Annotated in this window: 23 protein-coding genes; 11 read left to right on the top strand and 12 right to left on the bottom strand. The window is 69.5% G+C overall.

The window, feature by feature from the left end; translation table 11 throughout:
• Positions 1-701 precede the first annotated feature (701 nt).
• Complete coding sequence (locus tag ACFHWT_RS03575) at positions 702-2570, top strand: LamG-like jellyroll fold domain-containing protein (RefSeq protein WP_416589933.1); 1869 nt, start codon at positions 702-704, stop codon at positions 2568-2570.
• A gap of 53 nt (positions 2571-2623) precedes the next feature.
• On the opposite strand, the gene ACFHWT_RS03570 is transcribed toward ACFHWT_RS03575, so the two are convergent.
• On the bottom strand, positions 2624-3109 hold the full coding sequence (locus tag ACFHWT_RS03570; protein ID WP_416551112.1) for a MarR family winged helix-turn-helix transcriptional regulator: 486 nt from the start codon (positions 3107-3109) through the stop codon (positions 2624-2626).
• A 117-nt stretch (positions 3110-3226) separates the two neighbouring features.
• On the opposite strand from ACFHWT_RS03570, the gene ACFHWT_RS03565 reads away from it, so the two are divergent.
• Positions 3227-3601, top strand: coding sequence for a DoxX family protein (locus ACFHWT_RS03565; RefSeq protein ID WP_281552031.1), 375 nt, complete (start codon positions 3227-3229; stop codon positions 3599-3601).
• A gap of 48 nt (positions 3602-3649) precedes the next feature.
• On the top strand, positions 3650-4747 hold the full coding sequence (locus ACFHWT_RS03560) for an alkene reductase (protein ID WP_416593111.1): 1098 nt from the start codon (positions 3650-3652) through the stop codon (positions 4745-4747).
• Positions 4748-4790: 43 nt separating this feature from the next.
• Here the strand turns inward: ACFHWT_RS03560 and ACFHWT_RS03555 are convergent, their stop codons facing one another.
• From ACFHWT_RS03555 to ACFHWT_RS03525, 7 genes are all read right to left on the bottom strand, one after another.
• Positions 4791-5951 carry a cellulose binding domain-containing protein gene (locus ACFHWT_RS03555; RefSeq protein ID WP_416593110.1) on the bottom strand — a complete coding sequence of 387 codons (1161 nt, stop codon included), beginning with the start codon at positions 5949-5951 and terminating at the stop codon, positions 4791-4793.
• 496 nt (positions 5952-6447) lie between these two features.
• On the bottom strand, positions 6448-6885 hold the full coding sequence (locus ACFHWT_RS03550) for a hypothetical protein (protein ID WP_416593109.1): 438 nt from the start codon (positions 6883-6885) through the stop codon (positions 6448-6450).
• A 28-nt stretch (positions 6886-6913) separates the two neighbouring features.
• On the bottom strand, positions 6914-7357 hold the full coding sequence (locus tag ACFHWT_RS03545) for a hypothetical protein (RefSeq protein ID WP_416593108.1): 444 nt from the start codon (positions 7355-7357) through the stop codon (positions 6914-6916).
• Positions 7347-7961 carry a hypothetical protein gene (locus tag ACFHWT_RS03540; protein WP_416593107.1) on the bottom strand — a complete coding sequence of 205 codons (615 nt, stop codon included), beginning with the start codon at positions 7959-7961 and terminating at the stop codon, positions 7347-7349. The genes ACFHWT_RS03545 and ACFHWT_RS03540 overlap by 11 nt, the downstream gene beginning before the upstream one ends.
• Positions 7958-8218, bottom strand: coding sequence for a hypothetical protein (locus ACFHWT_RS03535; protein ID WP_281552024.1), 261 nt, complete (start codon positions 8216-8218; stop codon positions 7958-7960). The genes ACFHWT_RS03540 and ACFHWT_RS03535 overlap by 4 nt, the downstream gene beginning before the upstream one ends.
• Positions 8219-8621: 403 nt before the next feature.
• Positions 8622-8852 (bottom strand): GntR family transcriptional regulator, encoded by a 231-nt coding sequence (locus tag ACFHWT_RS03530; protein ID WP_416593106.1) that lies wholly within the window; start codon positions 8850-8852, stop codon positions 8622-8624.
• Between the two features lie 420 nt (positions 8853-9272).
• Positions 9273-9512 (bottom strand): winged helix-turn-helix domain-containing protein, encoded by a 240-nt coding sequence (locus ACFHWT_RS03525; RefSeq protein ID WP_278173418.1) that lies wholly within the window; start codon positions 9510-9512, stop codon positions 9273-9275.
• A gap of 489 nt (positions 9513-10001) precedes the next feature.
• Between ACFHWT_RS03525 and ACFHWT_RS03520 the strand changes: the two genes are divergently transcribed.
• Both ACFHWT_RS03520 and ACFHWT_RS03515 read left to right on the top strand, forming a co-directional pair.
• A complete protein-coding gene (locus ACFHWT_RS03520; protein WP_416593105.1) occupies positions 10002-10349 on the top strand; it encodes a DivIVA domain-containing protein in 348 nt (115 codons plus the stop codon).
• Positions 10346-12163, top strand: a complete 1818-nt coding sequence (locus tag ACFHWT_RS03515; RefSeq protein ID WP_416593104.1) for a hypothetical protein — start codon at positions 10346-10348, stop codon at positions 12161-12163. The genes ACFHWT_RS03520 and ACFHWT_RS03515 overlap by 4 nt, the downstream gene beginning before the upstream one ends.
• Positions 12164-12252: 89 nt before the next feature.
• Here the strand turns inward: ACFHWT_RS03515 and ACFHWT_RS03510 are convergent, their stop codons facing one another.
• On the bottom strand, positions 12253-13356 hold the full coding sequence (locus ACFHWT_RS03510) for a Ku protein (protein ID WP_416593103.1): 1104 nt from the start codon (positions 13354-13356) through the stop codon (positions 12253-12255).
• A 148-nt stretch (positions 13357-13504) separates the two neighbouring features.
• On the opposite strand from ACFHWT_RS03510, the gene ligD (ACFHWT_RS03505) reads away from it, so the two are divergent.
• Positions 13505-14476 carry a non-homologous end-joining DNA ligase gene (gene ligD / locus ACFHWT_RS03505; protein WP_416593102.1) on the top strand — a complete coding sequence of 324 codons (972 nt, stop codon included), beginning with the start codon at positions 13505-13507 and terminating at the stop codon, positions 14474-14476.
• A complete protein-coding gene (gene ligD, locus ACFHWT_RS03500) occupies positions 14466-15419 on the top strand; it encodes a non-homologous end-joining DNA ligase (protein WP_416593101.1) in 954 nt (317 codons plus the stop codon). The genes ligD (ACFHWT_RS03505) and ligD (ACFHWT_RS03500) overlap by 11 nt, the downstream gene beginning before the upstream one ends.
• Here ligD (ACFHWT_RS03500) and ACFHWT_RS03495 read toward each other — a convergent pair.
• The 3 genes from ACFHWT_RS03495 to ACFHWT_RS03485 all read right to left on the bottom strand — a co-directional run bounded on the left by ACFHWT_RS03495 (position 15411) and on the right by ACFHWT_RS03485 (position 19508).
• Positions 15411-17081, bottom strand: a complete 1671-nt coding sequence (locus ACFHWT_RS03495) for a DNA repair helicase XPB (protein WP_416593100.1) — start codon at positions 17079-17081, stop codon at positions 15411-15413. The two genes, ligD (ACFHWT_RS03500) and ACFHWT_RS03495, sit on opposite strands and share 9 nt — an antisense overlap.
• 362 nt (positions 17082-17443) lie before the next feature.
• On the bottom strand, positions 17444-18385 hold the full coding sequence (locus ACFHWT_RS03490; protein ID WP_416593099.1) for a glycosyl hydrolase family 32: 942 nt from the start codon (positions 18383-18385) through the stop codon (positions 17444-17446).
• A 94-nt stretch (positions 18386-18479) separates the two neighbouring features.
• Entirely contained in the window at positions 18480-19508 is a 1029-nt protein-coding gene (locus tag ACFHWT_RS03485) for a LacI family DNA-binding transcriptional regulator (protein WP_416593098.1), read from the bottom strand.
• A gap of 331 nt (positions 19509-19839) precedes the next feature.
• Here ACFHWT_RS03485 and ACFHWT_RS03480 point away from each other — a divergent pair, with 331 nt between their 5' ends.
• From ACFHWT_RS03480 to ACFHWT_RS03465, 4 genes are read left to right on the top strand one after another with little or no spacing between them, the layout of a single operon-like run.
• A complete protein-coding gene (locus ACFHWT_RS03480; protein ID WP_416593097.1) occupies positions 19840-21201 on the top strand; it encodes an ABC transporter substrate-binding protein in 1362 nt (453 codons plus the stop codon).
• Entirely contained in the window at positions 21198-22124 is a 927-nt protein-coding gene (locus ACFHWT_RS03475; protein ID WP_416593096.1) for a carbohydrate ABC transporter permease, read from the top strand. The genes ACFHWT_RS03480 and ACFHWT_RS03475 overlap by 4 nt, the downstream gene beginning before the upstream one ends.
• A complete protein-coding gene (locus ACFHWT_RS03470) occupies positions 22121-22945 on the top strand; it encodes a carbohydrate ABC transporter permease (RefSeq protein ID WP_416593095.1) in 825 nt (274 codons plus the stop codon). Before ACFHWT_RS03475 ends, ACFHWT_RS03470 begins: the two co-directional genes overlap by 4 nt.
• Entirely contained in the window at positions 22942-24099 is a 1158-nt protein-coding gene (locus ACFHWT_RS03465) for a serine hydrolase domain-containing protein (protein WP_416593094.1), read from the top strand. The genes ACFHWT_RS03470 and ACFHWT_RS03465 overlap by 4 nt, the downstream gene beginning before the upstream one ends.
• The last annotated feature ends 23 nt before the right edge of the window (positions 24100-24122 follow it).

Here is a 24122-nt window from a genome sequence, read left to right as displayed (position 1 = left end):
AACATTTTATCGGAATGGCGAAAAGGTGGCGAATCCATTTGGCTAGCGAATTGGCTCGCTATGCGGAACTTCCTGTTGTGTTGGATGGTAAGTTTCGACCGTGGCGATATAGCGTCAGTCATTCTGAGTTGGAGATTAGAGGAGAAGGTAGTGGTGTAACGACGCGCGCACTCTTCTATGGTGTAGTGGGGGTGAAACTAAAGTCAGGGTACTCGTCGTTGACCCTGAGTTGTGCCAATAATGATGATCGACAAATTATCCTAGATTTTTTGAGGATCGATGATCGTGCCGGTAGAGTAATTCCGGTGCTCTTGTCGTCCGACCTTGGAGAAGGCTTCGTTGCCTGTCTGTCATTTGTTGTCCGAATGCATCGTTCGAGTGAATCATCTGGCTTGGAAGTTCCAGGTGGAGAAAGTGAGCTCATTGTTGCTGGTTGAGGTCAGGATGTGGACTTTGGTTGGTCTGTCTGGTCGCCTTGGTTAAGACCGCAGACTGTCGTTGCTGCCTCGTCGCGGGATGATTCTATTCGCTTGTGGGCGTTTGGGCTGTCCGTGGAAATTTGGGTAGTGCGATGGCTCTCGTGCCGCTGTATGCGGAAGATGCAAGTCGATTAGCTCTGGTGCCACGCATTGACAATGATCATCGTTGTGTGAAAGCATGGTTATCGCGCGTATTCAGTGCCTGGCAAGGGGGAGTAGTAGATGACAGTGGATAATCGTGGATCCGTGCGCGGGCTGCGGCGGGTGGCAGTGCTGATCGCGTTGGTGCTCGGCGTACACACCGTGGCCGCCGCTCCGGCGGTGGCCGGACCGACCGGGCACGAAACTGCGACGTCGAGCAACGTCGTCGCGCCGATCGCGCCGGACATCGACTCGCCGGAGTACCTGCCGCTCGACGCCGACGAACACACCAGCGCCTGCGCCGAGGACAACCAGCACCGTGGGTCGATCGGTGTGTACGGCACCTTCACCTTCCACTCGCCGTCCCCCCAGGTCGTCAAGTACCTGTACGGCTTCAACACCAACCCCTTGCCGGACAACGTCCTAGTGCCCGCGAGCATCGGTGCGCCGGTGTCGCTGCGCTGGATGCCGGTGCAGGACGGGACGACCTCAGTCACCGTGCAGGCGGTCGACGCCGACGGAGGACGTTCGCCGATCGCATACTGCCTTTTCTCCGTACCGACCCGGCTCGCTGCTGGCGAGTGGCCGCTCGACGACGCGGCCGGTGCCACGTCGGCGGCGGACGCGCGCGGCAACCACCCGGCGGCCGCCGGCAGCGGCGTCACGTTCGGCGTTCCTGGGTCGGAGTGCGCTGACCTGGGCGCGCAGTGCCAACTCGGCCGGGCGGCCCGACTCACCGGCGACGCGGCTACCAGCTACCTGGCTACCAGCACTTCCGGCCTGATCGACACGTCGACCGGGTTCGGTGCCAGCGCCTGGGTGCGGTTGACCGACGACTCGGTCGACCGGGTCGCGGTCAGCCAGGACGGCATCGACGCGCCCGGCTTCACCCTCGGCTTCGACGCGGACAGTGGCCGTTGGGCGTTCGAGATCGCCGCATCGGACTCGCCTTCACCGGCTGTGTGGTCGGTGACCAGCACCGCGCCGGTCATGCTCGGCGAGTGGACCCACCTGGCGGCCGCGTACGACCCGGAGCTGACCACGATGACCCTGTACGTCCACGGCGACGAACAGCCGGTGGCGCTGCGTCAGTCGGTGTGGGCGTCGCAGGGTGCGGTGCAGATCGGTCGCGCGGTCAGCGGCAGCGGCTACACCGAGGGCTGGGCCGGAGACCTCGCCGACGTCGCGGTATTCGACCGCGTACTGGTGTCGCACGAGGTGCGAGACCTGTCGGCTCGGCCGCCGACCTCGTTCGGCTACTGGCCGCTGGACGAGGCTACCAACGGCAACAGCCCGGAGTACGGCGGCGGTGCGGACCTGCGGTTGCACGGCGATTCGCACCTGTACGCCCCGGATATGGACGAGGACCCGTTCGCTGAGCCGCCGCTGGTAGCTGATGGGCATCTGGTGCTCGACGGCGTCGACGACTGGGCGCAGACCGACGGACCGATCGCGGTTACCGACCGCAGCTTCACCGTCGGCGTACGGGTGCGGTTGCCGGGCCCGACCTGCGGAGACACCGACCAGGCGGTGCTGTCCCAGGCCGGCGTCACCGCCAGTGGCTTCGTCATCCGCTGCAACGCCGCGTCGAATCGCTGGGAGCTGGTCCTGCCACACCAGGACACCACCGACCCGGCGTCGACGGTCATACAGGACAACTTGACGTACCCGGAATGGGATTACTTCGGCCAGCACCTGGCGGTGGTCTACGACTCGGCGCGCCAGGAGGTGAGACTCTACGTCGACGGCTACCTTTCTGCGACCGGCACTGCCGCGTACACGGCCGGCTGGCGGGCGGACGGCGGCCTGCAGGTGGGCCGGGCGTTGCACAACGGGAGCTTCGGCCAGTACCTCACCGGCGTCGTCGACGAGGTCCGGGTGTACGCGGGAGCCGCCGACGAGACCATGATCGCCCGGATGTCAGGAATGGCGGGTGGCCCGATCGGGTGACCGTTCGTTGAGCGTGGCCTGCGTGCCGGCACAGGGTGCGCAGGCCGCCGCGCTCAGCGTAGGCAGGAGTCGTCGGGGTCGATGGTGGTGGTGATCCGGCGGCCGATGTCGCGTAGTTGTCGGCATTGGCCCTTGGTCATCGGGTCGAAGACGAGCCGGCGCACCTCGGCGACGTGTCCAGGTGCCGTCTCGACCAGCTTGTCCCAGCCGGCGTCGGTCAGCGTGGCAAGCGTGTAGCGGCCGTCGGTCGGGTCCGGCGCGCGGCTGACCCAACCCCGTTTCTCCAGCCGGGTGACCACCTGCGACAGCCGCGACAACGACCCGTCGGCGATCATGGCGAGCCGGCTCATCCGCATGGTGCGCTCGGGCGTCTCGGACAGTGCGGCCATGACCTGGTACTCGAAGTGGCTGATCCCGGCGTCGCGCTGCAGCTGCCGGTCGAGCGCCGCCGGCAGCCTGGTCAGCACGCTGACGAGGGCGAACCAGGTCTCCAGCTCGTCCTCGTCAAGCCAGTGCGGCTGCTCGGTCGGGGTGGCCATGTTGTCGAGTCTAGCTTCAAGCGTCAAGTGATCACGAGAGCTGCGTCACTTGACGCTTGAAGTCATCGCGGACTAGCCTCGCTTCAAGCTTAAAGCGATCCGACGTCGGAGACAGATATGAACATCGTTCTTTGGGTGCTCGCCGGACTGCTCGCCGCAGCGTTCCTCGGCGCGGGGCTGATGAAGGTCAGCCAGCCGAGAGAGAAGCTCGTCGAGAAGGGCATGGGCTTCGCCGCCGACTTCCCCATGGGCCTGGTACGGACCATCGGCGCGCTGGAGATCCTTGCCGCGATCGGCCTGATCCTGCCGGCGGTCACCGGGATCGCCCCGGTGTTCGTGCCGCTGGCCGCCCTCGGCCTGGTCGCGATGATGATCGGCGCCGCGATCGTGCACGCCCGGCGCAAGGAGTACCCGGCGATTCTGCCCAACCTGGTCCTCCTGGCGATGGCCGCCGTCGTCGCCTGGGGCCGATTCGGCCCGTACGCCTTCTGACGCCCGTACGCCTTCTGACCATTCACCACCTCCTGGGGAGACCTGACCATGCCTGAGCTGTTCGAGCCGGTGATCATCGGCAAGTGGAACCTGCCCAACCGGGTGTTGATGGCACCCATGACCCGCAACCGGGCGCAGCCCGACGGGGTACCCAACGAGCACGCCGCCACCTACTACCAGCAGCGGGCCACCGCGGGCCTGATCATCACCGAGGGGGTGCAGCCGAGCGCCGTCGGGCAGGGCTACCCGAACACCCCCGGCCTGCACACGCCCGCGCAGGTCGACGGCTGGCGGCGGATCGCCGAGGCGGTGCACGCCGCCGACGGCCGGATCGTCGCCCAGCTGATGCACGCCGGTCGGATCGCCCACCCGGACAACAAGCACGGGCAGGAGACCGTCGCGCCGAGCGCCGTCACCGCCGACGGCACGATGATCACGGCCACCGGCATGCAGCCGTACCCGACGCCGCGCGCCCTGACCACCGACGAGCTGCCGCAGGTGGTCGACGAGTTCCGGCAGGCGGCGCGTTCGGCCGTCGACGCCGGCCTCGACGGCGTCGAGCTGCACGGCGCCAACGGCTACCTGCTGCACCAGTTTCTCGCCCCGCCGACCAATCAGCGCACCGACGGGTACGGCGGTTCGCCGGCCGCCCGTGCCCGGTTCGTCGCCGAGACGGTCACCGCCGTCGCCCAGGAGATCGGCCCGGAACGGGTCGGGCTGCGGCTCTCCCCGGCCAACGGCGCCAACGGGCTGGTCGAGGACGATCCGGCCGAGACCGCCGCCACCTACCGGGGGCTGGTCGACGCGATCGCCCCGCTCGGCCTGGCCTTCCTGCACCTGTCGATCGACCCGGCCGATCCGCTGCTCGCGGACCTGTCGGCCCGGTTCGGCGGCCCGGTCGTGGTCAACACCGGGTTCGCGTCGGTCACCGACCGGGAAACCGCGCAGACCCTGGTACGTAGCGGCAAGGCGACCGCGGTCGCGGTCGGTCGACCGTTCATCGCCAACCCCGACCTGGTACGCCGCTGGCGTGAGCAGGCTCCGCTCAACGAGGTCGACCAGGCGACGGTGTACGGCGGTGACGCCCACGGCTACACCGACTACCCGTCCTTGGACGGTGCCGGCACTCCGGCCAGCGCCGGATAGGCGGCCCGGCGGTACCGCCGGCTCAGCGGGCTGAGCCGTTTCGTCAGTCGGGTGGGCCGACGGTGACCGTTGCTGTGGCCGGCAGACACGAGCCGGTGTCGGCCGTCGCCCTGACCTGGGCTACGGCTCCGGCGCTGCCGGGTGCGGCGGTGATGGTGACCGGGTGTTCCGTGCTGCCGGGCCGGGTGACCGTCGGGGTGACGCTGACTCCGGGGTCGCCGGTCACCGTCAGATGCAGCGCCGGGGCGGCAGCGCAGACGGTCACGAACGTCATGGTCGCTGAGCCACCGGCCGACACCTCCACCTGCGACGGACAGGCGATCACCATCAGCGCCGGTGGCGGCGCGGCCTGGCTGAAGGTGATCGTCGCCGAGTCGGCGGTGTCCGCCGGTGAGACGGTGACGACCCGAGCGAAGGCGGTGTGCCGTGGGAAGCCGTCACTGGTGTCGCCGTCGCGCAGCGCCGGGTGGTCGGGTGGAACGTCGATGCCGTACGGGGCCGTCGTGTCGCTGCCGACGAGCTGGTTGTTGATGTGGAACTCGACCCGTTCGATCGTCCCGGTCTTGGTGCTGGCGTCGGCGGTCATCCGGATGGCGCAGACCGACACCAGGTAGCTGTTGTCGACCGGACTGGTCAGCGTCACCTCGGGTGCCGGCCCCGGCCCGGGTTGGTTGCCGTCGCACGGGTCGCCGTTGATGGTGCAGCCCGGATCCTGCGGTCGGTCGCCGGTCCAGGCACCGACGTATCCGATCTCGACCGATCTGCCGGCGGCGATGATGTTGTTCCACGTCGTCGGAGCGGCAGTGAGGGTTGTGCCGTCCAGGGTCCAGTTGGCGTTCCAGCCCTGCTGGACCGTTTCGCCGGCCGGCAGCGTCAGGACCAGTTTCCAGCCGGTGACCGCCGTGGCGCAGGCGTTGGTGATGGTGATGTCGCGGAAGACGCCACCGCTGTCCGGGCCGTTGTTCCAGTAGCTGCTCTCGATTGTCACCGTCAGGCATCCGGCACTGGTGGCGGCCCCGGCGGTCGTGCCGGCCGCGTGTGCCGGGGCGCTGGCCGCCGTCGTACCGCTGGTGGCGAGAAGTATCGCGGCGGCGACGCCGGCCGCGGCCCGCCACCACGCGGCCCGCCACCACGAGGTCCGTCGGCGGCTGCGGGGCACTTCATCGGTACGGTGACGCGTCGGTGGGGTGGACGACAACGACATGGGGGCTGGTCTCCCTTGATCCCAGGAACCCGTGCCGACCTAGCTGGGCCGGCAGGACGGACGGTCCCACAGTTGTCCGCCGGCCCAGGCCACTGTAGGCACCCTCATCGTTACATCAGTGACTGTCAATGTACAACGGGTGTGACGGCGCGCTGGGTATGGCCGCCCGGTGCCTGCCCCGAGCGTCGGGAACGTGGCTTACGCGGTATTTGCTCCCTATCTGACAGGACTCCGCGTCACTGACCGTCAACGGTGCAGAGTGGTGCCCACTCCGCTTATGTCGAGGTGAGGCTGACGCACGTCAAACCCGCGGAGTAACGTGCGTCAGCCTCACCTCGACGCGAAGGTCCGATGTTGACCGCCCGTCCTGGCATTGGTGGTCACTGAGAGTGAAAGTGAAGCCGGGTAGGTAGCCTGAGTTGGCCGTGCGGGTCTGACGAGGGCAGCGGTCTTGGTCGTAGTCCGAGCGCGGTGATCGGAAGCGCCTGATGTTGGATTAGGGCTGGCTCCCGTAGGACTCTTCCACTCGCAGCTGAGCGTCGAGGCCGTGCTCCTCGGCGTACGCGATGGCCCGCGCAAAGACTGCTTCCAGCTCGTCCGTGCCGATCTTGGCTGGGGCGAGAAGATACTGGATGACCTCCATCACCGACTCCGCCGCCACATCCGGCGGGATCTCCTCCCGGCGCTTCGCGTCCACCACGGAGGTGATCATCCCCTCGGTCGCCCGCGCATCGACCGACGTGCTCGCGGGAAGGGCGGCGCGAAGCTCCGCGACGAAGCGGATGATCTCGCTGCGGCTGGCACCCTCCGGGTACTGCCGTTGCACGGCGAGGACGAACAAGGAGGTGAAGAGTGCTGCCACCCCGAGCTGGTCCTCGGGCGGAACATCTTCCTGGGCGGTCGGCCCGTCTGTGTCGTCGTCGAGGGCGAGCAACGCCCGTACCAGGGCAACCGCCCCTGGACTAATCTTCTTCACTCCACTCCTCCGCGAGCTGGTCGACCTCAGCGAGGAAGCGGTCCAACTTGTCTGCTGGTGCGTCCGAGAGTAAATGCCACAGCACGACGAGTTCGGTTTCAAGTAGTGCGCCCTGCTCAGCACCCTCAACGTCGCCGGTTTCGCCGGTCAGGGCCGAGATCAGCATTTTCTCGGCCAGCTCCGGATCAAGATTCAGCGTGGTGTCCGCGAACTTGCTGCGAACCTTGGCGACCAGGCGAATAACCTCGCCCCTGGTTGTCCTGTCCCCGAGCCGCTCGCGTGCAGCGAGGAAAAACGCTGCTCCGAGCACAAGCCCGAGCTCCTGCCACCCTGCTTCGTCAAGCTGCCGGCAGCGCTCCCGATAGGCAGCTGGGTCGCCGTGGGTGAGCTCCCGGAGGAGTTCCAGGTACGGCTCGCGGTCAGTCGTCAATGTTCCGCCTCCGAGACTTCCTATCGTCGAGCTTTTTCAGGATAAGGGCAAGCGTTGCCGCGAGTACAATTGCGGCGGACTCGGCGGATTCAGCGTAACCGGGGCTTTGGTTGGAGGGACCGGGTGTCGAGGGATGTTGTACCGTGGATGTGGTTCCCTTCGGTCCAAGCTGGGTTATCGCATCCGTTATCTTTCCGGTCACGTCGCCGGCGGTCTCGGCATTCTCAACACTCTTCTTGGCGATTCGTCGGTGCCAGCTCTTCGGGCGTGCGGTGCTGGCGACGATCTCTTCGCCGGAGGGCAGGCTGGTATCCGGGTTGGCTCGGCCGACGGGCATCGAGCCGGGCATGATGTGGTTGCCGTACCTGGAGAACGCCTCTGCCGACTTGGCGAGCAGGTTGCCGAGTCGGCCGGCCTTGGCCGCCGCGACCGCGGCATCGTCGACGGCACCCCGGATCTCACTGTGGTCGGACCCGGCACCGGCTTCGTCGAGGTGCCGGTGCGCCTGGGCCAGGTCCGCCTGGGCGCGAGTAGCTCCTGCGGCGGCTTGGTCCAGTCGCTCGACGGCGGTACGGAGCTGTGCGACCACGTCAGCCAGGGTCACCCGAGTTCCCTCCGGTACACCCGGGCATGCTCGACACACGCATCGATCCGACGGATGGTCAGCTCAACCTCCCTGATCGCTGCCTTGAAGTGCTCCCGGCCTTCGTTGACGCAGTCGTGCTGGCTGTCGTGTACGGTGCGCAGCGCCAGGTCACCCGCTTCCGCCGCGACTTCCGCAAGCTGCTCGATGAGCTTCTTGGCCTCCTCGGCGGCTTCGATGGCCAGCCCGATACGCACCTTGACATCGTTGACCGACATGTAGGCATCCGTCCAGACAGGGGTGACGCAATCCGCGACGTGTTGCGCCTTCTGGTGACGTGAAGGCTACCGTCTGTCCGCTACGGGGACGGTCTGCTGGTAGGCACAGTGGACCAGCGGCGTAGCTGGTTGGCTGCTTGGCGGGATGCGGTACATGTGTGCCGTGTTGCCGGAACGATCTTCACCGACCGTGACGGGTGGGCGGTCGGTGTCCACGCCGCTCGCCGCGAGTTGAAGCTGACGCACGTCAACCCGGCGGGACAATGTGCGTCAGCTTCAACTCGAGACCGAGGGTGCGGTGTTTGGCCGTCCGTGTCGGCGTTGGTGGTCACTGAGGGCGAGAGTGGAGTCGGGTGGGCGAGTCTGACCAGGGCGGTTCGCCCTGGCCGGGGTTGGCGTCGGGCTAGCCGGTCGAGTGGTCGGCAACGTAGGTGCCGCGTCCCTGTTGGCCGATGATCAAATTGCGGTCGTGGAGGAGTGACAGCGCGCGGTAGACCGTACCGGTGCTGACGTCGTAGGCATCGGCAAGCTCGCTGGTTGACGGCAGCTTCTCGCCGGGGACCAGCTCGCCACTGTTGATCTTGGCAGCGATGTCGTCGACGATCTCTCGGAACGACGGTTTTGCAGTTGGCATGGGGTGTCTCCAGTTGGTTCGGCACCCTGATCGTGCCGCACCTGGATGACTTACTGCAATAACTAAGCCAAGTTGGTCCCGCGAAGGCGGGGTAGACTTGCTGTAGTAAGTGCAGTAAGTTGAGCCGTGGTCGTCTCCGGTTGGTTCGGCAAAACGGATCGGGTGGCGGCTGAGCAGGTGATATCGCCTCGCCGGGTGGCCGGCAGACGTCAACGGGCGATCTGATCAGGGAGGGGGTGTGCGTATGTGCCGGCTGCCCGGGACGGCTTGACGGCCGGGCTTCGTGGTCCGAGCGTGGTGATCGGATGCGCGCGTTCTGACAGGCCGTCGGCGTGTCGAGTCGATGAGGCGCAGTTGATCATCGACCGGCGATGCCCTGACGAGACGCAGACGGCAGGTCACCGGTGGCCGGTCGAGGCCCTACGGCTTGCGCATCCACGTCGCCGGATCGGTGATGAACACACCCTTGCCCTGGTGGCGGTCGATGACCTCGAGTGCTTCGAGGCGCACAAACACCAGGCGGATCGTTGACGGGCTCACCTCATACTGCTTGCAGAGCTGCGCGATCGACGGCAGTTTGTCGCCCGCCTTCAGTTTGCCGTTCTTGACGTCGGCAACGATGGCGTTCGAGATCTTGAAATAGTCGGGCAAAACAGGCATGGCGCTCCCTCGCGTGGCACCTCCATTCGACCACGTCACTTATGTGTGGAGCAAGGTTTAGGTAGCCTCCGCGTGGAGGTTGACACCGGCGACATCCGCACATAAGTTCATCGCTACGAGCGCTTCCTCGCGTGGCAACGACGGGGTGCTCGTGCACTGGTCGGGGCGGGGTGGTGGCGCGCGGCTTGCCCGCCCCGACCGCCCTACCCGAGCGAATCCCCGCGAAACCCGTAAGCCCGTGAGCAGCAGAGATCCAGCATGAGCCGCTCCGGGGTCGTACTCGCCGAACGAGGCTGCGACCGCCGGAGCTGGGGCGACCCGTCGGCTGCGAGTCCTCCCGCTTCGGCCTTCCCGGCCGGCGGGTCGCCCCGTCCAAGCACACAGATACGCAGCACCAGCACCGGGAGCAGATCAGGCACAGCAACAGCGCGGCATCGCGTCGGCGGCACCAGCTGTCGGCGTACTCCTGACCGAAGGGGAACCCCGACGATGCGCAACCTTCTCCACCGGATCTTCAACCGACCAGGCCGGCGAGCAAACCGGGTGGTCGAGCCACCGCAGCACCTGCGGCCCCGCAACGCCGGAGTGCTTCGCAACGCCGGAGTGTTTCGCCGGCCGCCGTTGCGGCCCCGGATCCACCCCGGCCAGGTCCGCGACCGCCGGTTCCGCGAGGTGCGGCGCGGCCTCGACCCCGCCGAGGTGTACGCCTTCCTGCACTACGTCGCCGAGGACCTGACCGCCCTGCGGGACGACCTGCGGCGCACCGACGACGAGAACCTGCGGATCAAGCGGGCGCTGCGCGAGTGGCAGTCCACCCAGACCCGGATGTACGCATGACCGCCGGGCCGCGCACCCAACTGGTGCTGACCGTCGCGAACCTGGACACCGGCGCGGTCGCCTCCGCCAGCGTGGTGCCCGGCGACATCGCGCCGGAGCAGGCACCGCACGGCGGCTGGGAGGTACCACTGTGGCCGGTGCGTGACGAGTTGGCGGCGCAGGTCAAGGTCGACCTTTCGACGCTGCGTGACCTGCGCTACCTGGACCACACCGCCACGCTGGGCGCCGATCCGGTGCTGACCCTGCCGTCGACCTGGCGGCCGGACCTGCCGGCCGCCGAGCGGGCCGCCGGGCTCGCGGCGGCGCACGCCGGTCCCGGCCACCCGGCCTGGTCGATCCACTTCGGGCGTACGGTGGCTGAGCCGCCGGTCAGCGTCGACGAGTCGTTGGGCCGGCTGTGCGCGCTGGCCGACCTGCTCTGCCTCGACCTGGTCGTCGAAGCCCGGTGGGGGGTGTTGGCGGCCGGCCTCAACTGGGACATCAGGTTCGAGACGCCCGGTGCGGCCGTGCCCCGTGACCAGCGCGGGTACGCCGCGAGCCTGCCCGCCGCCGTCGACGGTACCGCCGTGGCGGACGCGTTGGCCGGGCTGGCCGAGCGGTCGTTGACCGCGCCGGCGCACTTCCTGCTGCCGGCGTTGCGGTCGGCGGCGCCGCCCGACGGGATCGACGTCGAACGGCTGGAGCGCCGCATCGTCCAGGACTGCGGTACGCCGCCGCCGGTCCCGGCCGGCGCGGGGGAGTGGACCGCCGGGGCGCAGGCCATCTGGCGGGACCGCCGCTGGCGGCACACGTCGCTGTGCCGGATCCCGGGCCCCCGGCCGGCGATCCCCGAACTGGCCCCGGTGCTGCGCCGGACCTGGCAGCCGCCGCTGCCGCCGTGGCTCGGCGAACCGGTCCCGAGTGTGCCGTGCCCGGACTGTCACGCCACCGGCTGGCGGCACCCGGTGCTGACCTGCCGGCGGTGCGGCGGTCACGGCCGGCAGTTCGACGGTGTCGTCGTCACCGTCACCAATCTGCGGGACCGGGCGACGCACGTCGAATGGCGGCCGAGCCGCACCACGAGCGGGGACACCGCTGCGTCCGTCGTGGAGTCGGGTGGGCCGCCGGTGGTGCGGTTGCCGGAACGGTTCCGGCTGAGCAGGCTGGCCGGGGTGTTCGGCGTACGGCCGGTGGACCTGCTCGACCTGACCGGCGAGCGGGTGGTCCCGCAGGAGCTGCGCGACGGGGTGGTGCCGGTGCTCGGCGACGGGCCGGACCCGATCCGGCGGTACCTTCGGGCTGCCGCCGCCGGCCGACCTGGTGCCCGCCTGCTGGTGCACGCCACCGACTGGGCCGAACTGCCGGCGTTCGACGCGTTCGCTGCGCTGGTGGTCGGGCTCGGTCTGGCGCTGCGGGTGACCGCGCGGGACATGCGGCCGTACGTCGACGATCCGATGGTGGTGCACGACCTGCTCTGGGGCGTCGAGGCGTTGCCGGTGACCAGCACTGCGGCCGGCGGGACGAACCCGGCCGGTGGAAAGGGGCAGGTGGATGAGCTGGGGCCGGTGGACGAGCTGGAGCCGGTGGACGAGCCGTTGAGCCGCAGCGTGCCGCAGGCGATCGGCTGTTGCCTGCGCTACCTGGAGTTGGCGGTGGTCGAGTCGCTGCCGGCCGACCCGGCGCGGCCGATCCCGGTGCCGCAGCAGTTGGCGCCGCCGGCCGTGCCGGACATCGTCGGGCAGCTCACCGAGCTGGCCGCCGCGCACGCCGGGCAGGTGGTGGCCGCGCATCTGGACCAGGTCGGCTGCCGATTCTGGGTCGCCCCGAGCCGCTGACGCTTGATGCCACAGGTGCATCTTGATGCACCTGTGGCATCAAGCTGAAACTCGTACCTGCCCCGGGGGAGGGTCCGGAGTTGGGCGGTTCAGGCGGATTTGCGGTCAGCGGTCTTCTTCGCGGCGGTCTTGCGGGCACCTGACTTCTGCGTACCGTCGGTTTTCTGACCGGTGCTCTTTGCGGCGGCCTTGCGGGCGTCGGTCTTCTTCTCCGGCTGGGCCTTCTTGGCGGTGGTCTTCTTCTGGTCGGCGGCCGCCGACTTCTTCGCCGGAGCCGTCCTCCTGGCTGGGGCCGCCTTCTTCGCCGCCGGCGCGGCGGCGGCCTTGGCCGACTTGGCGGAGGTGATCGGGGTCGGCTCGGCGGGCTCCCGGTCCTTGCCAGCAGCCTCGTCCGAAGCCTCGCCAGCGGCTTCCCCGCGCGCCACCCGGGCCCGTTCGACCGAGGCGCGCAGTGCGGCCATCAGGTCGACCGCGGCGGCCGGTGCCTCCTCTTCCTCCTCCGGGGCGACGATCTCCCGGCCCTCCACCTTGGCGTCGATGACCTCCTGCAGTGCCGCCCGGTAGTCGTCGGTGTACTCGTCCGGAGCGAACTCGCCGGCCATCGAGTCGATCAGCGAGGCGGCCATCGCCAGCTCCGGCGGGCGGACCTGGATGTCGTCGTCGAGGAAGCCGAACGACGCCTGCCGGATCTCGTCCGGCCAGAGCATCGTGTTGAGCACCAACACGTTGTCGCGTACCCGCAGGGTGGCGAGCTGTTCGCGTTGCCGGATCGCGACCTTGACGATCGCCACCCGGTCCGAGTCGGCCAGGGCGTCGCGCAGCAGCACGTACGGCTTGGTCGCGGTGCCTTCCGGCTCCAGGTAGTAGGCCTTGTTGTAGAGCATCGGGTCGACCTGGTCGGCCGGCACGAACTCCAGCACGTCGATCGCCCGGGAGGTGCTCAACGGCAGGTCGGCGAAGTCCTCGTCGGTGAGGATCACCATCTCGCCGCCGCCGAGGTCGTAGCCCTTGGCGATGTCGTCGTAGCTGACCTCCTCGCCGTCGACCGAGCAGACCCGCTTGTACCGGATGCGACCGCCGTCCTCCCGGTGCACCTGGTGGAACCGGATGTCCTTCTCCTCGGTGGCGGAGTACAGGCGTACCCCGATCGACACGAGGCCGAACGACACCGCGCCTTTCCAGATCGCGCGCATGGCTGGTCTCCTTCGCCATCACCGGCGGCCGCCGACCTGTCCCGCCCTTCCCCAAGGTCAAGATCGCCAGGTCGGCCCGGTGTTGATCCAGGATCGCATCCGACAGAACTCAGCGCGACCACTTCGTTGCTGGTTTTACAGTGGCAGGATGCCGGGTGGACCGCTGCGGCCGATGCTTGCGACGACCGGGGAGCTGCCCACAGGCCCCGGCTGGTGGTACGAGTTCAAATGGGACGGAGTGCGCGCTCTGGCGGATATCTCCGCCGGCGGGCAGCGGCTGTACGCCCGGTCCGGTGCCGAGATCACCATCGCCTACCCGGAGCTGTCCGGGCTGCCCCGCGCCCTGGACGACGCCCTGCTCGACGGGGAGATGGTGCTGCTCGACGCCGCCGGCCGACCGTCGTTCACCCTGCTCGCCGAGCGGATGCACGTGCGGGATCCGGCGCGGGCTGCCCGGCTGGCCGCCGGTGCGCCGGCCACGTACATGATCTTCGACCTGCTGCGGCTGCGCGGCGCGGACCTGACCGGCTGGCCGTACCGGGACCGGCGGCACGCGCTGGAAGCGCTCGGGCTGGCCGGGCCGGCGTGGGCGGTGCCGCCCAGCTTCACCGACGGGCCGGCGACCCGGGCCGCCGCCGCCGAACACGGGCTGGAGGGCGTGGTCGCCAAGCGCCGCGACGCGATCTACCGGCCGGGTGCCCGCAGCCCCGACTGGGTGAAGGTCAAGATCGAGCTGACCCGGGACTTCGTCGTCGGTGGCTGGCGTCCCGGGGTGCGTCGGCTCGGCGGCCTGCTGGTCGGCGTACCGGTGCGGGACGCGACCGGCGCGGCGGGCGGCGCGCTGCGGTTCACCGGCCGGGTCGGCGGCGGGATCGGGTCGGCAGCCGAGCGGGCCCTGCTGGCCGCGTTGGAGCCGCTGCGCGCCGAGAGGTCACCGTTCGACACGCCGCTGCCCCGGGAGGACGCCCGCAGCGCGATCTGGGTACGCCCAGAGGTGGTGATCGAAGTACGGTACGGCCAGCAGACCCCGGACGGGCGGCTGCGGTTCCCCCGGTTCCTGCGGATCCGCCCGGACGTGCCGGCCACCGACGTCACCGAGGAGGACGCCGATGCGGGCTGACCGCGGTCTCGGCGCGGGCGAGCGCCGGATCCGGGTGGACGTCGCCGGCCGGTCGCTGGAGTTGTCCAACCTGGACAAGGTGCTGTACCCGGCGGCCGGGTTCACCAAGGGCGAGGTGATCGACTACTACACCCGCGTCTCCGAAGCGCTGCTGCCGCATCTCGCCGACCGGGCGCTCACCCGGATCCGCTATCCGAACGGCGTCGACGGCCAGTTCTTCTTCGAGAAGAACGCCCCGGCCAGCACCCCGGACTGGGTACGTACCGAGCGGCTGCCCACCCCCGGGTCGTCGCGGGGCCGCGACGAGATCGACTTCGTGGTCGCCGACGACCTGCCCACCCTGGTCTGGCTGGCGAACCTGGCCGCGCTGGAGCTGCACACCCCGCAGTGGCGGGTCGGCGCCGACCCCGACCTGCTGGTCGTCGACCTCGACCCGGGGGCACCGGCCGGGATCGAGGAGTGCTGCGCGGTCGCGGTGCTGATCCGGGACCGGTTCGCCGACGACGGCATCGCCTGCTTCCCGAAGACCTCCGGCCGCAAGGGTATGCAGCTCGGCGCGCCGGTGTCGGCCGGGCAGCCGGCCGACGTCGTCTCCGGCTACGTGAAGCGGGTCGCCGAGGAGCTGGAACGCCGGTCACCGAAGACGATCACGTCGAAAATGGCCAAGCGGCTGCGCCCCGGCCGGGTCTTCATCGACTGGAGCCAGAACAACGCGGCGAAGACGACGGTGGCGCCGTACTCGCTGCGGGCCGGCCCGGTGCCGGCCGCCTCCGCGCCGCTGACCTGGCCCGAGGTGGAGGCCGCGGCGGCCGGCGAGCCGGGCGTCGTCCGCCAGTTCACCGCCGCCGAGGTGCTGGACCGCCTCGACGAGTACGGTGACCTGCTCGCCGACCTGCTGACCGTCGGCCCGCCGGTCCCGCTCCGTAGCCAAGAGTCAGGGTAGGGCCGGGCCGAGGACGTCGTCGGCGTCGACGATCGTGTACGCGTACCCCTGCTCGGCGAGGAACCGCTGCCGGTGCGCGGCGTACTCGGTGTCGATGGTGTCCCGGGAGACCACGGTGTAGAAGTGCGCCTGCCGGCCGTCGGCCTTGGGCCGCAGCACCCGGCCGAGTCGCTGCGCCTCCTCTTGCCGGGAACCGAACGTGCCGGACACCTGAATCGCCACCGCCGCCTCCGGCAGGTCGATGGAGAAGTTCCCGACCTTGGAGATGATCAGCGTGGGGATCTCGCCGTGCCGGAACGCGTCGAAGAGCCGTTCCCGCTCCTTGTTGGTGGTGGATCCCTGCACGATCGGCGCGCCGAGGTATTCGCCGAGCTGGTGCAGCTGGTCGATGTACGCCCCGATGACCAGCACCTGCTCGCCGTGGTGCCGGTCGACCAGCGCCTTGACCACCGGCAGCTTGGTACGCGCGGTGGCCGCCGCCCGGTACCGCTCCTCGGTCTCGGTGACCGCGTACCCCATCCGTTCCGCGTCGGTCAGGGTGACCCGGACCTCGACGCATTCGGCCGGGGCGATCCAGCCCTGCGCCTCGATGTCCTTCCACGGCGCGTCGTAGCGTTTCGGCCCGATCAGTGAGAAGACATCACCTTCCCGACCGTCCTCGCGGACCAGGGTGGCGGTCAGCCCGAGCCGGCGGCGGGCCTGCAGATCGGCGGTGAACCGGAAGATCGGCGCCGGCAGCAGGTGCACCTCGTCGTAGATCACCAGGCCCCAGTCGCGGGCGTTGAACAGGTCGAGGTGGGTGAAGGCGCCCTTGCGGCGCGAGGTCAGCACCTGGTACGTGGCGATGGTGACCGGGCGGATCTCCTTGCGCTCGCCGGAGTACTCGCCGATCTCGTCGGCGGTCAGCGAGGTGCGGGCGACCAGCTCCCGTTTCCACTGCCGGCCGGCGACCGTGTTGGTGACCAGGATCAGCGTGGTCGCCTTGGCCTGGGCCATCGCGGCCGCGCCGACCAGCGTCTTGCCGGCGCCGCAGGGCAGCACCACCACTCCGGAGCCGCCGGCCCAGAACTGCTCGACCGCCTCCTGCTGGTAGGACCGCAGCGACCAGCCGGGACGCCCGTCGCCGCCGGCGGTGTCCAGCTCGATCGGGTGCGCCTCGCCGTCGACGTAGCCGGCCAGGTCCTCGGCCGGCCAGCCGAGCTTGAGCAGGCCCTGCTTGAGCCGGCCCCGCTCGGACGGGTGCACCGCCACCGTGTCGTCGTCGATCTTGTCGCCGAACATGCCGGCGAGCTTCTTGCTCTTAATCACCTCGGTCAGCACGGCCCGGTCGGTGGTCCGCAGCACCAGCCCGTACGCGGGGTCGTTGGCCAGCTGCAGCCGGCCGTACCGGTCCATGGTGTCGGCGACGTCGACCAGCAGCGCATGCGGTACCGGGTAGCGGGAGAACTTCAGCAGCGCGTCGACGACGCTCTCGGCGTCGTGCCCGGCGGCGCGGGCGTTCCACAGGCCGAGCGGGGTGAGCCGGTACGTGTGCACGTGCTCGGGCGAGCGCTCCAGCTCGGCGAACGGGGCGATCGCCATCCGGCACGCGGTGGCGTCCGGGTGGTCGATCTCCAGCAGCAAGGTCTTGTCCGACTGGACGATCAGTGGTCCGTTGTTCACTGTCGGTATCCCCCTTCTGGCCGACCCACCAGTCTCGCACGCGACTGCCCGACCCCGGGCGGCCCCGGTGACCGACGCCACTGTCGGAGTGACGATCGTTGCGTACCTGGTGAATATCGCAACCTCAGCGGCGGCTGCGGCGTCTTACACCACGACGGCTGTCCCGCTCAGGGCAGCGTCACACTGGCCGGTGCCGACGGACGCGTTCGATCCGCACCGTGACCCGTCCGGGCCGGAGAGGCAGCCCGGGGAGCGGCGACGCGGGCGGAGCAACGGGGGCGAGCGGTCCGCACCCGCACGACGGCCAGCTGGTGGCCACCGGCTGCTGGCGACTCTCCAGCGAGCAGCCGGTGGCTACCACCTCAGCGAACCGGGGTGAGCCCGACGCCGGGGGTGTACCGCACCGGGACCGGGTCGATGATCTCGCCGACGAACCGCCCGTTTAGGTGGTCCAGGAAGCCGATCAGCTGCCATCCGTCCTGGTCGGCGTCGGGTACGAGGCGCGGTGCGTACAGGCCGGGGTGGGTGAACGGCCGCGCGGCGGCGACGTCCCACGGGCCGGTGGTGGCGGTGCCGGGCACCACCCAGATCTGGTCGGTGGTCGCGCCCCGGGCCGGCGAGACGGCGTTGTTGGTGCAGAACAGCAGCAGCGGCTGTCCGTCGATCACCACCACCTGGGGGACCTCCAGGTGCCCGAAACCCGCTGGTACGGACAGCGGTGGCCGGACCTGCCAGGTGATCAGATCGTCCGAGGTGGCGTGCCCGATCACGCCCCGGGTGTCGGTCGGCCCGGTGGCGGACCGGGCGGTGATCAGCATGTGCCAGCCCGCACCCGTCGGATCCGGAAAGACCCACGGGTCGCGCCACGCCTGTTCGTACCAGGCGTCCCGGTCGAGCAGTTCGTACCAGGTGGGGTCGGCCTCGACCAGCGGTTCGGTGCCGTGCCGGTGCCAGGTCATCAGGTCGTCCGAGACGGCCAGGCCGATCCGCTGCACCAGCCCCTGCTCGGCCCGGCTGACCCCGGTGTAGAAGAGGTACCAGCGGCCGTCCGGACCCCGGACGGTGCTGCCGGTCCAGGTGGCGAGGTCGTCCCAGGCGGGTGCGTCCGCTGGGACCAGCGCGTCGGCGACCAGCCGCCAGTTGCGCAGGTCGGTGGAGACCGCGTGGCCGATGCTGGCGCGGTGGTGCCGCCGGTGCGGGTCGCCCAACGCCCGGGAGGCACGCAGGAAGAACACGTGCCAGCGGCCGCTGTCGTCCCGTGCGTACCAGCTGTCCCACACCCAGTGATCCGGTAGCCGAAGCATGCCGGAAACCTAGCAGTGAATCGGTTTAGCGCCAAATCTGTGTCGCTACCCGGCGTGCTGGGACGGACCTCCAGGGGCCGGCCGGCGTCGCTGCTCAGCCGCCGTCCGCCGGTGCGGCGATCGACTTCCGGCGATGCAGCGGCATCGGCACCACGCACCGCTCGGTCGACTCGCCGTCGAGCAGGATCTCCACCGCCCGCTGGCCCATCCGCTCGTGCGGCAGCGCCGCCGTGAACAGACCGGGCCGCAGCCAGGTGGCGATCGGGTCGTCGTCGAACGAGACGACCGAGATGTCGGTGGGCACGCTCAGCCCGGCGTCGGCGATCGCCTGGTACGCCCCGAAGGCGAGGCGGTCGTTCATGCAGATCACCGCAGTGGGTGGGACGGCTCGGGCGAGCAGGGTGCGCATCGCGGTGTAGCCGTGCTCGGGCAGCCACTCCCGGCAGAACGGCTCGGCGTAGAGCGTGGCGTCGGCGGCCGACAGGGCGTGCCGGATGCCGAGCAGCCTGGCCTCGGCGGCCAACGACACCTCCGGGTCGCGTTCCTTGAGTCGGTTGCGCCCGATCAGCGCGATCCGTTGCCGGTGGCCCTGCTTGAGCAGGGCCTCGGTGACCGCCCGACCGGCCAGTTCGTCGTCCGGCAGCACACACGGCAGGTTGTCCGGGCTGGTGGCGTTGAGCAGCACCACCGGGCCGCCCAGGATGGCCGGTGGCACGGTCAGCCGGCGGGTGGCCATCGCGGCGTAGATCACCCCGTCGACCTGCCGGTCCAGCATGGCCTCGATCGCGTACCGCTCGAACTCGGCGTCGCCCTGCGTCTCGGTGATCAGCAGTACGTGGTCGCGCTCCCGGGCGGCGTCCAGCGCGCCCCGGATCAGCCCACCGGCAAAACGGGTAGTTGCCACGATGTCGGACACGAAGGCAATCGTGGCGGTTTTCCTGGTCCGGAGACTTCGTGCGGCGACGTTCGGGCGGTAGCCTAGTTCTTCGGCGGCGGCGAAGACCCGCTGGTGCGCCTCGACGGAGAGGCGCGTTCCCTCCCGCCCGTTCAGCACCATCGACGCGGCGGTCTTGGACAGCCCGGCTCGGCGGGCGACATCGGCCAAGGTGGCCCTGTTTCGCACCGTTGATCCTCTTGATAGGGGTTCACTGTCCACAGCACTGCCTCCGCCGGTCATGCCCATGCTCCATCATGCGATGCCGCCCCTGGTCCGGGGCAGGCGGGCTGACCCGCCACCTGTGAACGAGCCGTTTCCGGACCGTTGCCAACTGGTCCTTGACAGCAACGAGCTTCTCGCAGCATGCTCTGCTAAATCAGTTTAGCTAGAACGATCCGCCAGATCAGTCACGGCGGAGCACCAGGCGACGGTGCACCGGAGCCGTCGCAGGCGAAACATCACGAACCGCTGCGCCGCGTGGGATCGGCGGGGCGGCGACAACTCAAGGAGTCCCGAGATGCGTAGATATGCGCGGAAGCTCCACGCCGGTCGCCCGGCGCTGGTGCTGGCGCCGCTGATGGCGGCCGCCCTTGCCATCACCGCCTGCTCGGCCCCGGGTGCCGACCCGGTCACCGAGGACGACGGTGACACCGAGGTCAGCACCGAACTGGGCAGCGACCCGATCACTCTGGAGATGTACGCCGAGACCGGCTTCCCGCTGGCCAAGGCGCTCGCCGACGAGTTCAGCAACCAGTACCCGAACGTCACGTTCAACGTGCGCGAGGACCAGTTCACCGTCATCGTCGAGAACGCTCCCCGGGTGCTGGCCGGCGACAACGCGCCGGACATCATCCGGCTGCCCACCATGATCGACCTGGTCTCCGACGGCCTGCTGAAGAACCTCGACCCCTACTTCGACGCGTACGGCTGGGACAGCTTCCCCGCCTCGCAGCTGGAGCAGCTGCGGATCGCCGAGGACGGCACCCGGGGCAGCGGCTCGCTCTACGGCATGGGCCTCGGCTACAGCGTCACCGGCGTGTTCTACAACAAGGAACTCGCCGAGCAGGTCGGGATGACCGAGCCGCCGGCGACCATCGCCGAGTTCGAGGAGCTGCTCGCCGCGGCCAAGGACGCCGGCATCCAGCCGATCATGCAGTTCAACCAGGACACCGCCGGGATCAACTTCCCGCACCAGGCGCTGCAGAACCAGTACGGCGACCCGCAGGAGATCGCCGACTGGATCTTCCAGAAGGAAGGCGCCACCTTCGACACGCCAGCCGCGCTCAAGGCCACCCAGACCATCGAGAAGTGGGCCCAGGCCGGCTACTTCCCGGCGGACGCCAACGCCATCGACTACACCGCGATGATGGGCCAGTTCCAGGAGGGCAACGGCCTGTTCATGTTCAACGGTGACTGGGAGTCCGGCAACCTGGACGCCAACATGGCAGGCGAGGTCGGCTTCTTCCTGTTCCCGGGGGAGACCGCGGACGCCCCGCACGTGGCGATGTCCGCCCCGAACACCTTCGGGGTCGGCGCCAAGGCCAAGAACCCCGACGCCGCCGCCTTCTTCCTGCACTGGGTGCACACCAACGAGAAGGCCCGGGAGATCTCGGTGCAGGTCGGTGGCTCCAGCCCGGGCGGCCCGGCCGACCTCGAGGTGCCGACCGCCGCCGAGGGCACCGTACTCGCCCAGACCCTCGCCGCCAGCGGGCAGCTGGCCGAGGAGAACGGCGCGGTGGACTTCACCGCCAACGCCACCGGCTCGATCTTCGCCTCGGCGATCACCCCGGAGATGCAGAAGCTGATCGTCGGCGAGCAGACCCCGGAAGGGTACGTGCAGGCGGTCCAGGCCCAGTACGAAGAGGAACTGTCTCGATGACGCTGCCCGCTACCGGCAGCACGTCACCCGCGCGGGCCCACCGGAACCGGTGGGCCCGCGCGGGCCGCTGGTCCGGCTGGTTGTGGGTGGTGCCGGCCCTGGTGATGTACGTGGTCTTCGTGGTCCGCCCGTTGACGCTGACCTTCCAGTACTCGCTCTACGACTGGAACGGCATCGGCGTCGCGCGGTGGGCCGGGCTGGACAACTACCTCACCGTCTTCACCGACTCCGACCTGCTGAAGATCATCGGGAACGCGTTCGTGCTGATCATCTTCTTCAGTTTCGTCCCGGTCGGGGTCGGGTTGCTGGTGGCCAGCCTGGTCCGGCGGATGGCCACCGGTCTGTTCGGCACCGCCGTCCGGACGATTCTGTTTCTTCCGCAGGTCATCCCGTTGGTAGCCGCCGGCATCGCGTGGAGCTGGCTGCTCTCGTCGTCCGGCGTGGTCAACCAGGCGCTGCGCGCCGTCGGCCTGGGCGGGCTGGCCCGGCCGTGGCTCGGCGACTTCGACACCGCCCTGCCGTCGGTCGGCATGATCGGCGCCTGGGTCTCCCTCGGCCTGTGCACCATCCTGCTGATCACCGGCATCGGCAAGATCGACCCGAGCCTGTACGAGGCGGCCCGGATGGACGGTGCCGGCCCGGTCCGGGAGTTCTTCGCGGTCACCCTGCCCGGCCTGCGTCGCGAGATCGGCGTCTGCCTGACGGTGACCGTCATCGCGGCGCTGGCCAGCTTCGACATCGTCTACATCTCGACCAGCGGCGGACCGGGTTACCAGACCACCGTGCCGGGCCTGGAGATCTACCGGCTGGCGTTCGCCCAGCGGCAGGTCGGTCTCGCCTCCGCGCTGGCCATCGTGCTGATGGCGCTGGTGCTGCTCTGCGTACTGCCGATCCAGCGTCTGACCCGGGAGGAGAAGGGATGAGGCTCAGTCGCAGTGAGCAGGTGACCGGACGGGTCTTCCTGATCCTGCTGGTCCTGGTCACCCTGCTGCCGTTCGTGAGCATGCTGTCGGCGGCGCTGCAGCCCCGCGGCACGGTGCCGACCGGGCTGACCTGGCCGTCCGACCCGCAGTGGGGCAACTTCGCCGACGCCTTCACCGTGGCCAACATGGGCGCGCTGCTCAAGTCCAGCGGCCTGATCGTCGCCGGGGTGGTGCCGGTCGCCGTGGTGATCGCCACCATGGCCGGCTTCGGCCTCGGTCACCTGAAGATCCCCGGCGCCCGGTTCGTCTTCGTGTTCTTCCTGCTCGGCCTGACCATGCCGTTCGAGGCGGTGATCACTCCGCTCTACTACCAGATCCAGGACTTCGGTCTGCTGAACACCCGGTGGGCGATCATCCTGCCGCTGATCGGGCTCTTCATGCCGTTCGGCGTGTTCTGGATGCGGACCCACTTCATCAACGTGCCGGCCGAGTTGTCCGAGGCCGCCCGGGTCGACGGCAGCAGCACCTGGCAGCTGTTCTGGCGGATCCATCTGCCGCTGGCCCGGCCGGCGATCGCCTCGCTGACCATCCTGCTGTTCCTCTGGACGTGGAACCAGTTTCTGCTGGCCATCGTGCTCGTCGACGACGGCACCAAGCGGACCATGGCCGGGGCGCTCGGCGCCTTCCAGGGGCAGTGGGGCACCGACCAGGTGCTGCTGTGCGCCGGGTCGCTGCTGATCCTCACCCCGACGCTGATCGTCTTCCTGGTCTTCCAGCGTCAGTTCATCAAGGCCCTGCTGCAGGGGTCGGTGAAGGGGTGACCGTGTCCAACGATCCGATCGTCCATGGCGACGTCGCCGACGGCTTCGGCCGGGTCGCCGACGTGTTCCGGGACAACTTCGCCACCCGGGGCGAGGTCGGCGCCGGCCTGGCCGTCTACGTCGACGGTCGACCGGTCGTCGACCTGTACGGCGGGCTCGCCGATCCGCGTACCGGCCGGGTCTGGCAGCGGGACACCCCGGCGGTGGTCTTCTCCTGCACCAAGGGCATCCTGGCGGTCTGCGCCTATCTGCTGGTGCAGTCCGGCCGGCTGGACCTGGCCGCCCCGGTCACCCGCTACTGGCCCGGGTTCGGTCGCAACGGCAAGGCCGACATCGTGGTCCGTGACCTGTTCACCCACCGGGCCGGCCTGCCGGCGCTGGACCGTGACCTGACCCGGGAACAGGTGCTGGCCTGGGATCCGGTGATCGCCGCGATCGAGGAGCAGACCCCGCTGTGGCAGCCGGGCACGGCGTACACGTACCACGCGCTGACCTACGGCTGGCTGGTCGGCGAGGTGATCCGGCGGATTACCGGCGTACCGGTGGGGGAGTTCTTCCGCGACACCCTGGCCGGGCCGCTCGGCCTGCGGACCTGGATCGGGCTGCCGGCCGCCGAGCGCGACAGCGTCGCCTGGACGCTGGCCCCGCCGGACAACCCGGTCAGCTACCCGGACCGGGTCAGCGAGCGGTCGTTGACCATGGGCGGCGCGTTCGACTTCCCGGCGGACGCCGCCGGCCTGGTCAGCTTCAACGACCCGGCCGTCCAGGCGGCCGAGGTCCCCGGGGCCGGTGGGGTGAGCTCCGCCGCCGGCCTGGCCCGGCTGTACGCCGCCTGCGTCGCGCCGGTGGCCGGACCACCGCTGCTGACCACCGCCTCGGTGGACGACGCGGTGGTGGTGCGCTCGCAGGGCCGGCAGCGGTACGGCGGTCCGGACGCCGGGCAGCGCTGGGGGACCGGGTTCCTGCTCGGGTCGCCCCGAATCCGCCCGATGCTCGGCGACCGCAGCTTCGGCCACGACGGGGCGGGCGGGCACCTGGGCTTCGCCGACGACCGCTACCGGGTCGGGTTCGGGTACGTACTGAACCAGATGGGCGCGGCTGACGACGACCGGGCCAATCGGCTGACCGCCGCGTTGCGGGACTGCCTGGACTGAGGGCGCCGACCGGGTATCCCCCG

It is taken from the genome of Micromonospora sp. LOL_021 (assembly GCF_048060215.1).
Taxonomy (GTDB): domain Bacteria; phylum Actinomycetota; class Actinomycetes; order Mycobacteriales; family Micromonosporaceae; genus Micromonospora_E.
Note: the sequence above shows the minus strand (reverse complement) of the source record. Positions and strands in the feature narration are given on the sequence as shown.

Excerpts from the sequence above, each read along its gene's own strand:
- ACFHWT_RS03575 (WP_416589933.1), top strand. The coding sequence starts at position 702 with ATGACAGTGGATAATCGTGGATCCGTGCGCGGGCTGCGGCGGGTGGCA.
- ACFHWT_RS03570 (WP_416551112.1), bottom strand. The coding sequence starts at position 3,109 with ATGGCCACCCCGACCGAGCAGCCGCACTGGCTTGACGAGGACGAGCTG.
- ACFHWT_RS03565 (WP_281552031.1), top strand. The coding sequence starts at position 3,227 with ATGAACATCGTTCTTTGGGTGCTCGCCGGACTGCTCGCCGCAGCGTTC.
- ACFHWT_RS03560 (WP_416593111.1), top strand. The coding sequence starts at position 3,650 with ATGCCTGAGCTGTTCGAGCCGGTGATCATCGGCAAGTGGAACCTGCCC.
- ACFHWT_RS03555 (WP_416593110.1), bottom strand. The coding sequence starts at position 5,951 with ATGTCGTTGTCGTCCACCCCACCGACGCGTCACCGTACCGATGAAGTG.
- ACFHWT_RS03535 (WP_281552024.1), bottom strand. The coding sequence starts at position 8,218 with ATGTCGGTCAACGATGTCAAGGTGCGTATCGGGCTGGCCATCGAAGCC.
- ACFHWT_RS03530 (WP_416593106.1), bottom strand. The coding sequence starts at position 8,852 with ATGCCAACTGCAAAACCGTCGTTCCGAGAGATCGTCGACGACATCGCT.
- ACFHWT_RS03525 (WP_278173418.1), bottom strand. The coding sequence starts at position 9,512 with ATGCCTGTTTTGCCCGACTATTTCAAGATCTCGAACGCCATCGTTGCC.
- ACFHWT_RS03520 (WP_416593105.1), top strand. The coding sequence starts at position 10,002 with ATGCGCAACCTTCTCCACCGGATCTTCAACCGACCAGGCCGGCGAGCA.
- ACFHWT_RS03515 (WP_416593104.1), top strand. The coding sequence starts at position 10,346 with ATGACCGCCGGGCCGCGCACCCAACTGGTGCTGACCGTCGCGAACCTG.
- ACFHWT_RS03510 (WP_416593103.1), bottom strand. The coding sequence starts at position 13,356 with ATGCGCGCGATCTGGAAAGGCGCGGTGTCGTTCGGCCTCGTGTCGATC.
- ligD (WP_416593102.1), top strand. The coding sequence starts at position 13,505 with ATGCCGGGTGGACCGCTGCGGCCGATGCTTGCGACGACCGGGGAGCTG.
- ligD (WP_416593101.1), top strand. The coding sequence starts at position 14,466 with ATGCGGGCTGACCGCGGTCTCGGCGCGGGCGAGCGCCGGATCCGGGTG.
- ACFHWT_RS03490 (WP_416593099.1), bottom strand. The coding sequence starts at position 18,385 with ATGCTTCGGCTACCGGATCACTGGGTGTGGGACAGCTGGTACGCACGG.
- ACFHWT_RS03480 (WP_416593097.1), top strand. The coding sequence starts at position 19,840 with ATGCGTAGATATGCGCGGAAGCTCCACGCCGGTCGCCCGGCGCTGGTG.
- ACFHWT_RS03475 (WP_416593096.1), top strand. The coding sequence starts at position 21,198 with ATGACGCTGCCCGCTACCGGCAGCACGTCACCCGCGCGGGCCCACCGG.
- ACFHWT_RS03470 (WP_416593095.1), top strand. The coding sequence starts at position 22,121 with ATGAGGCTCAGTCGCAGTGAGCAGGTGACCGGACGGGTCTTCCTGATC.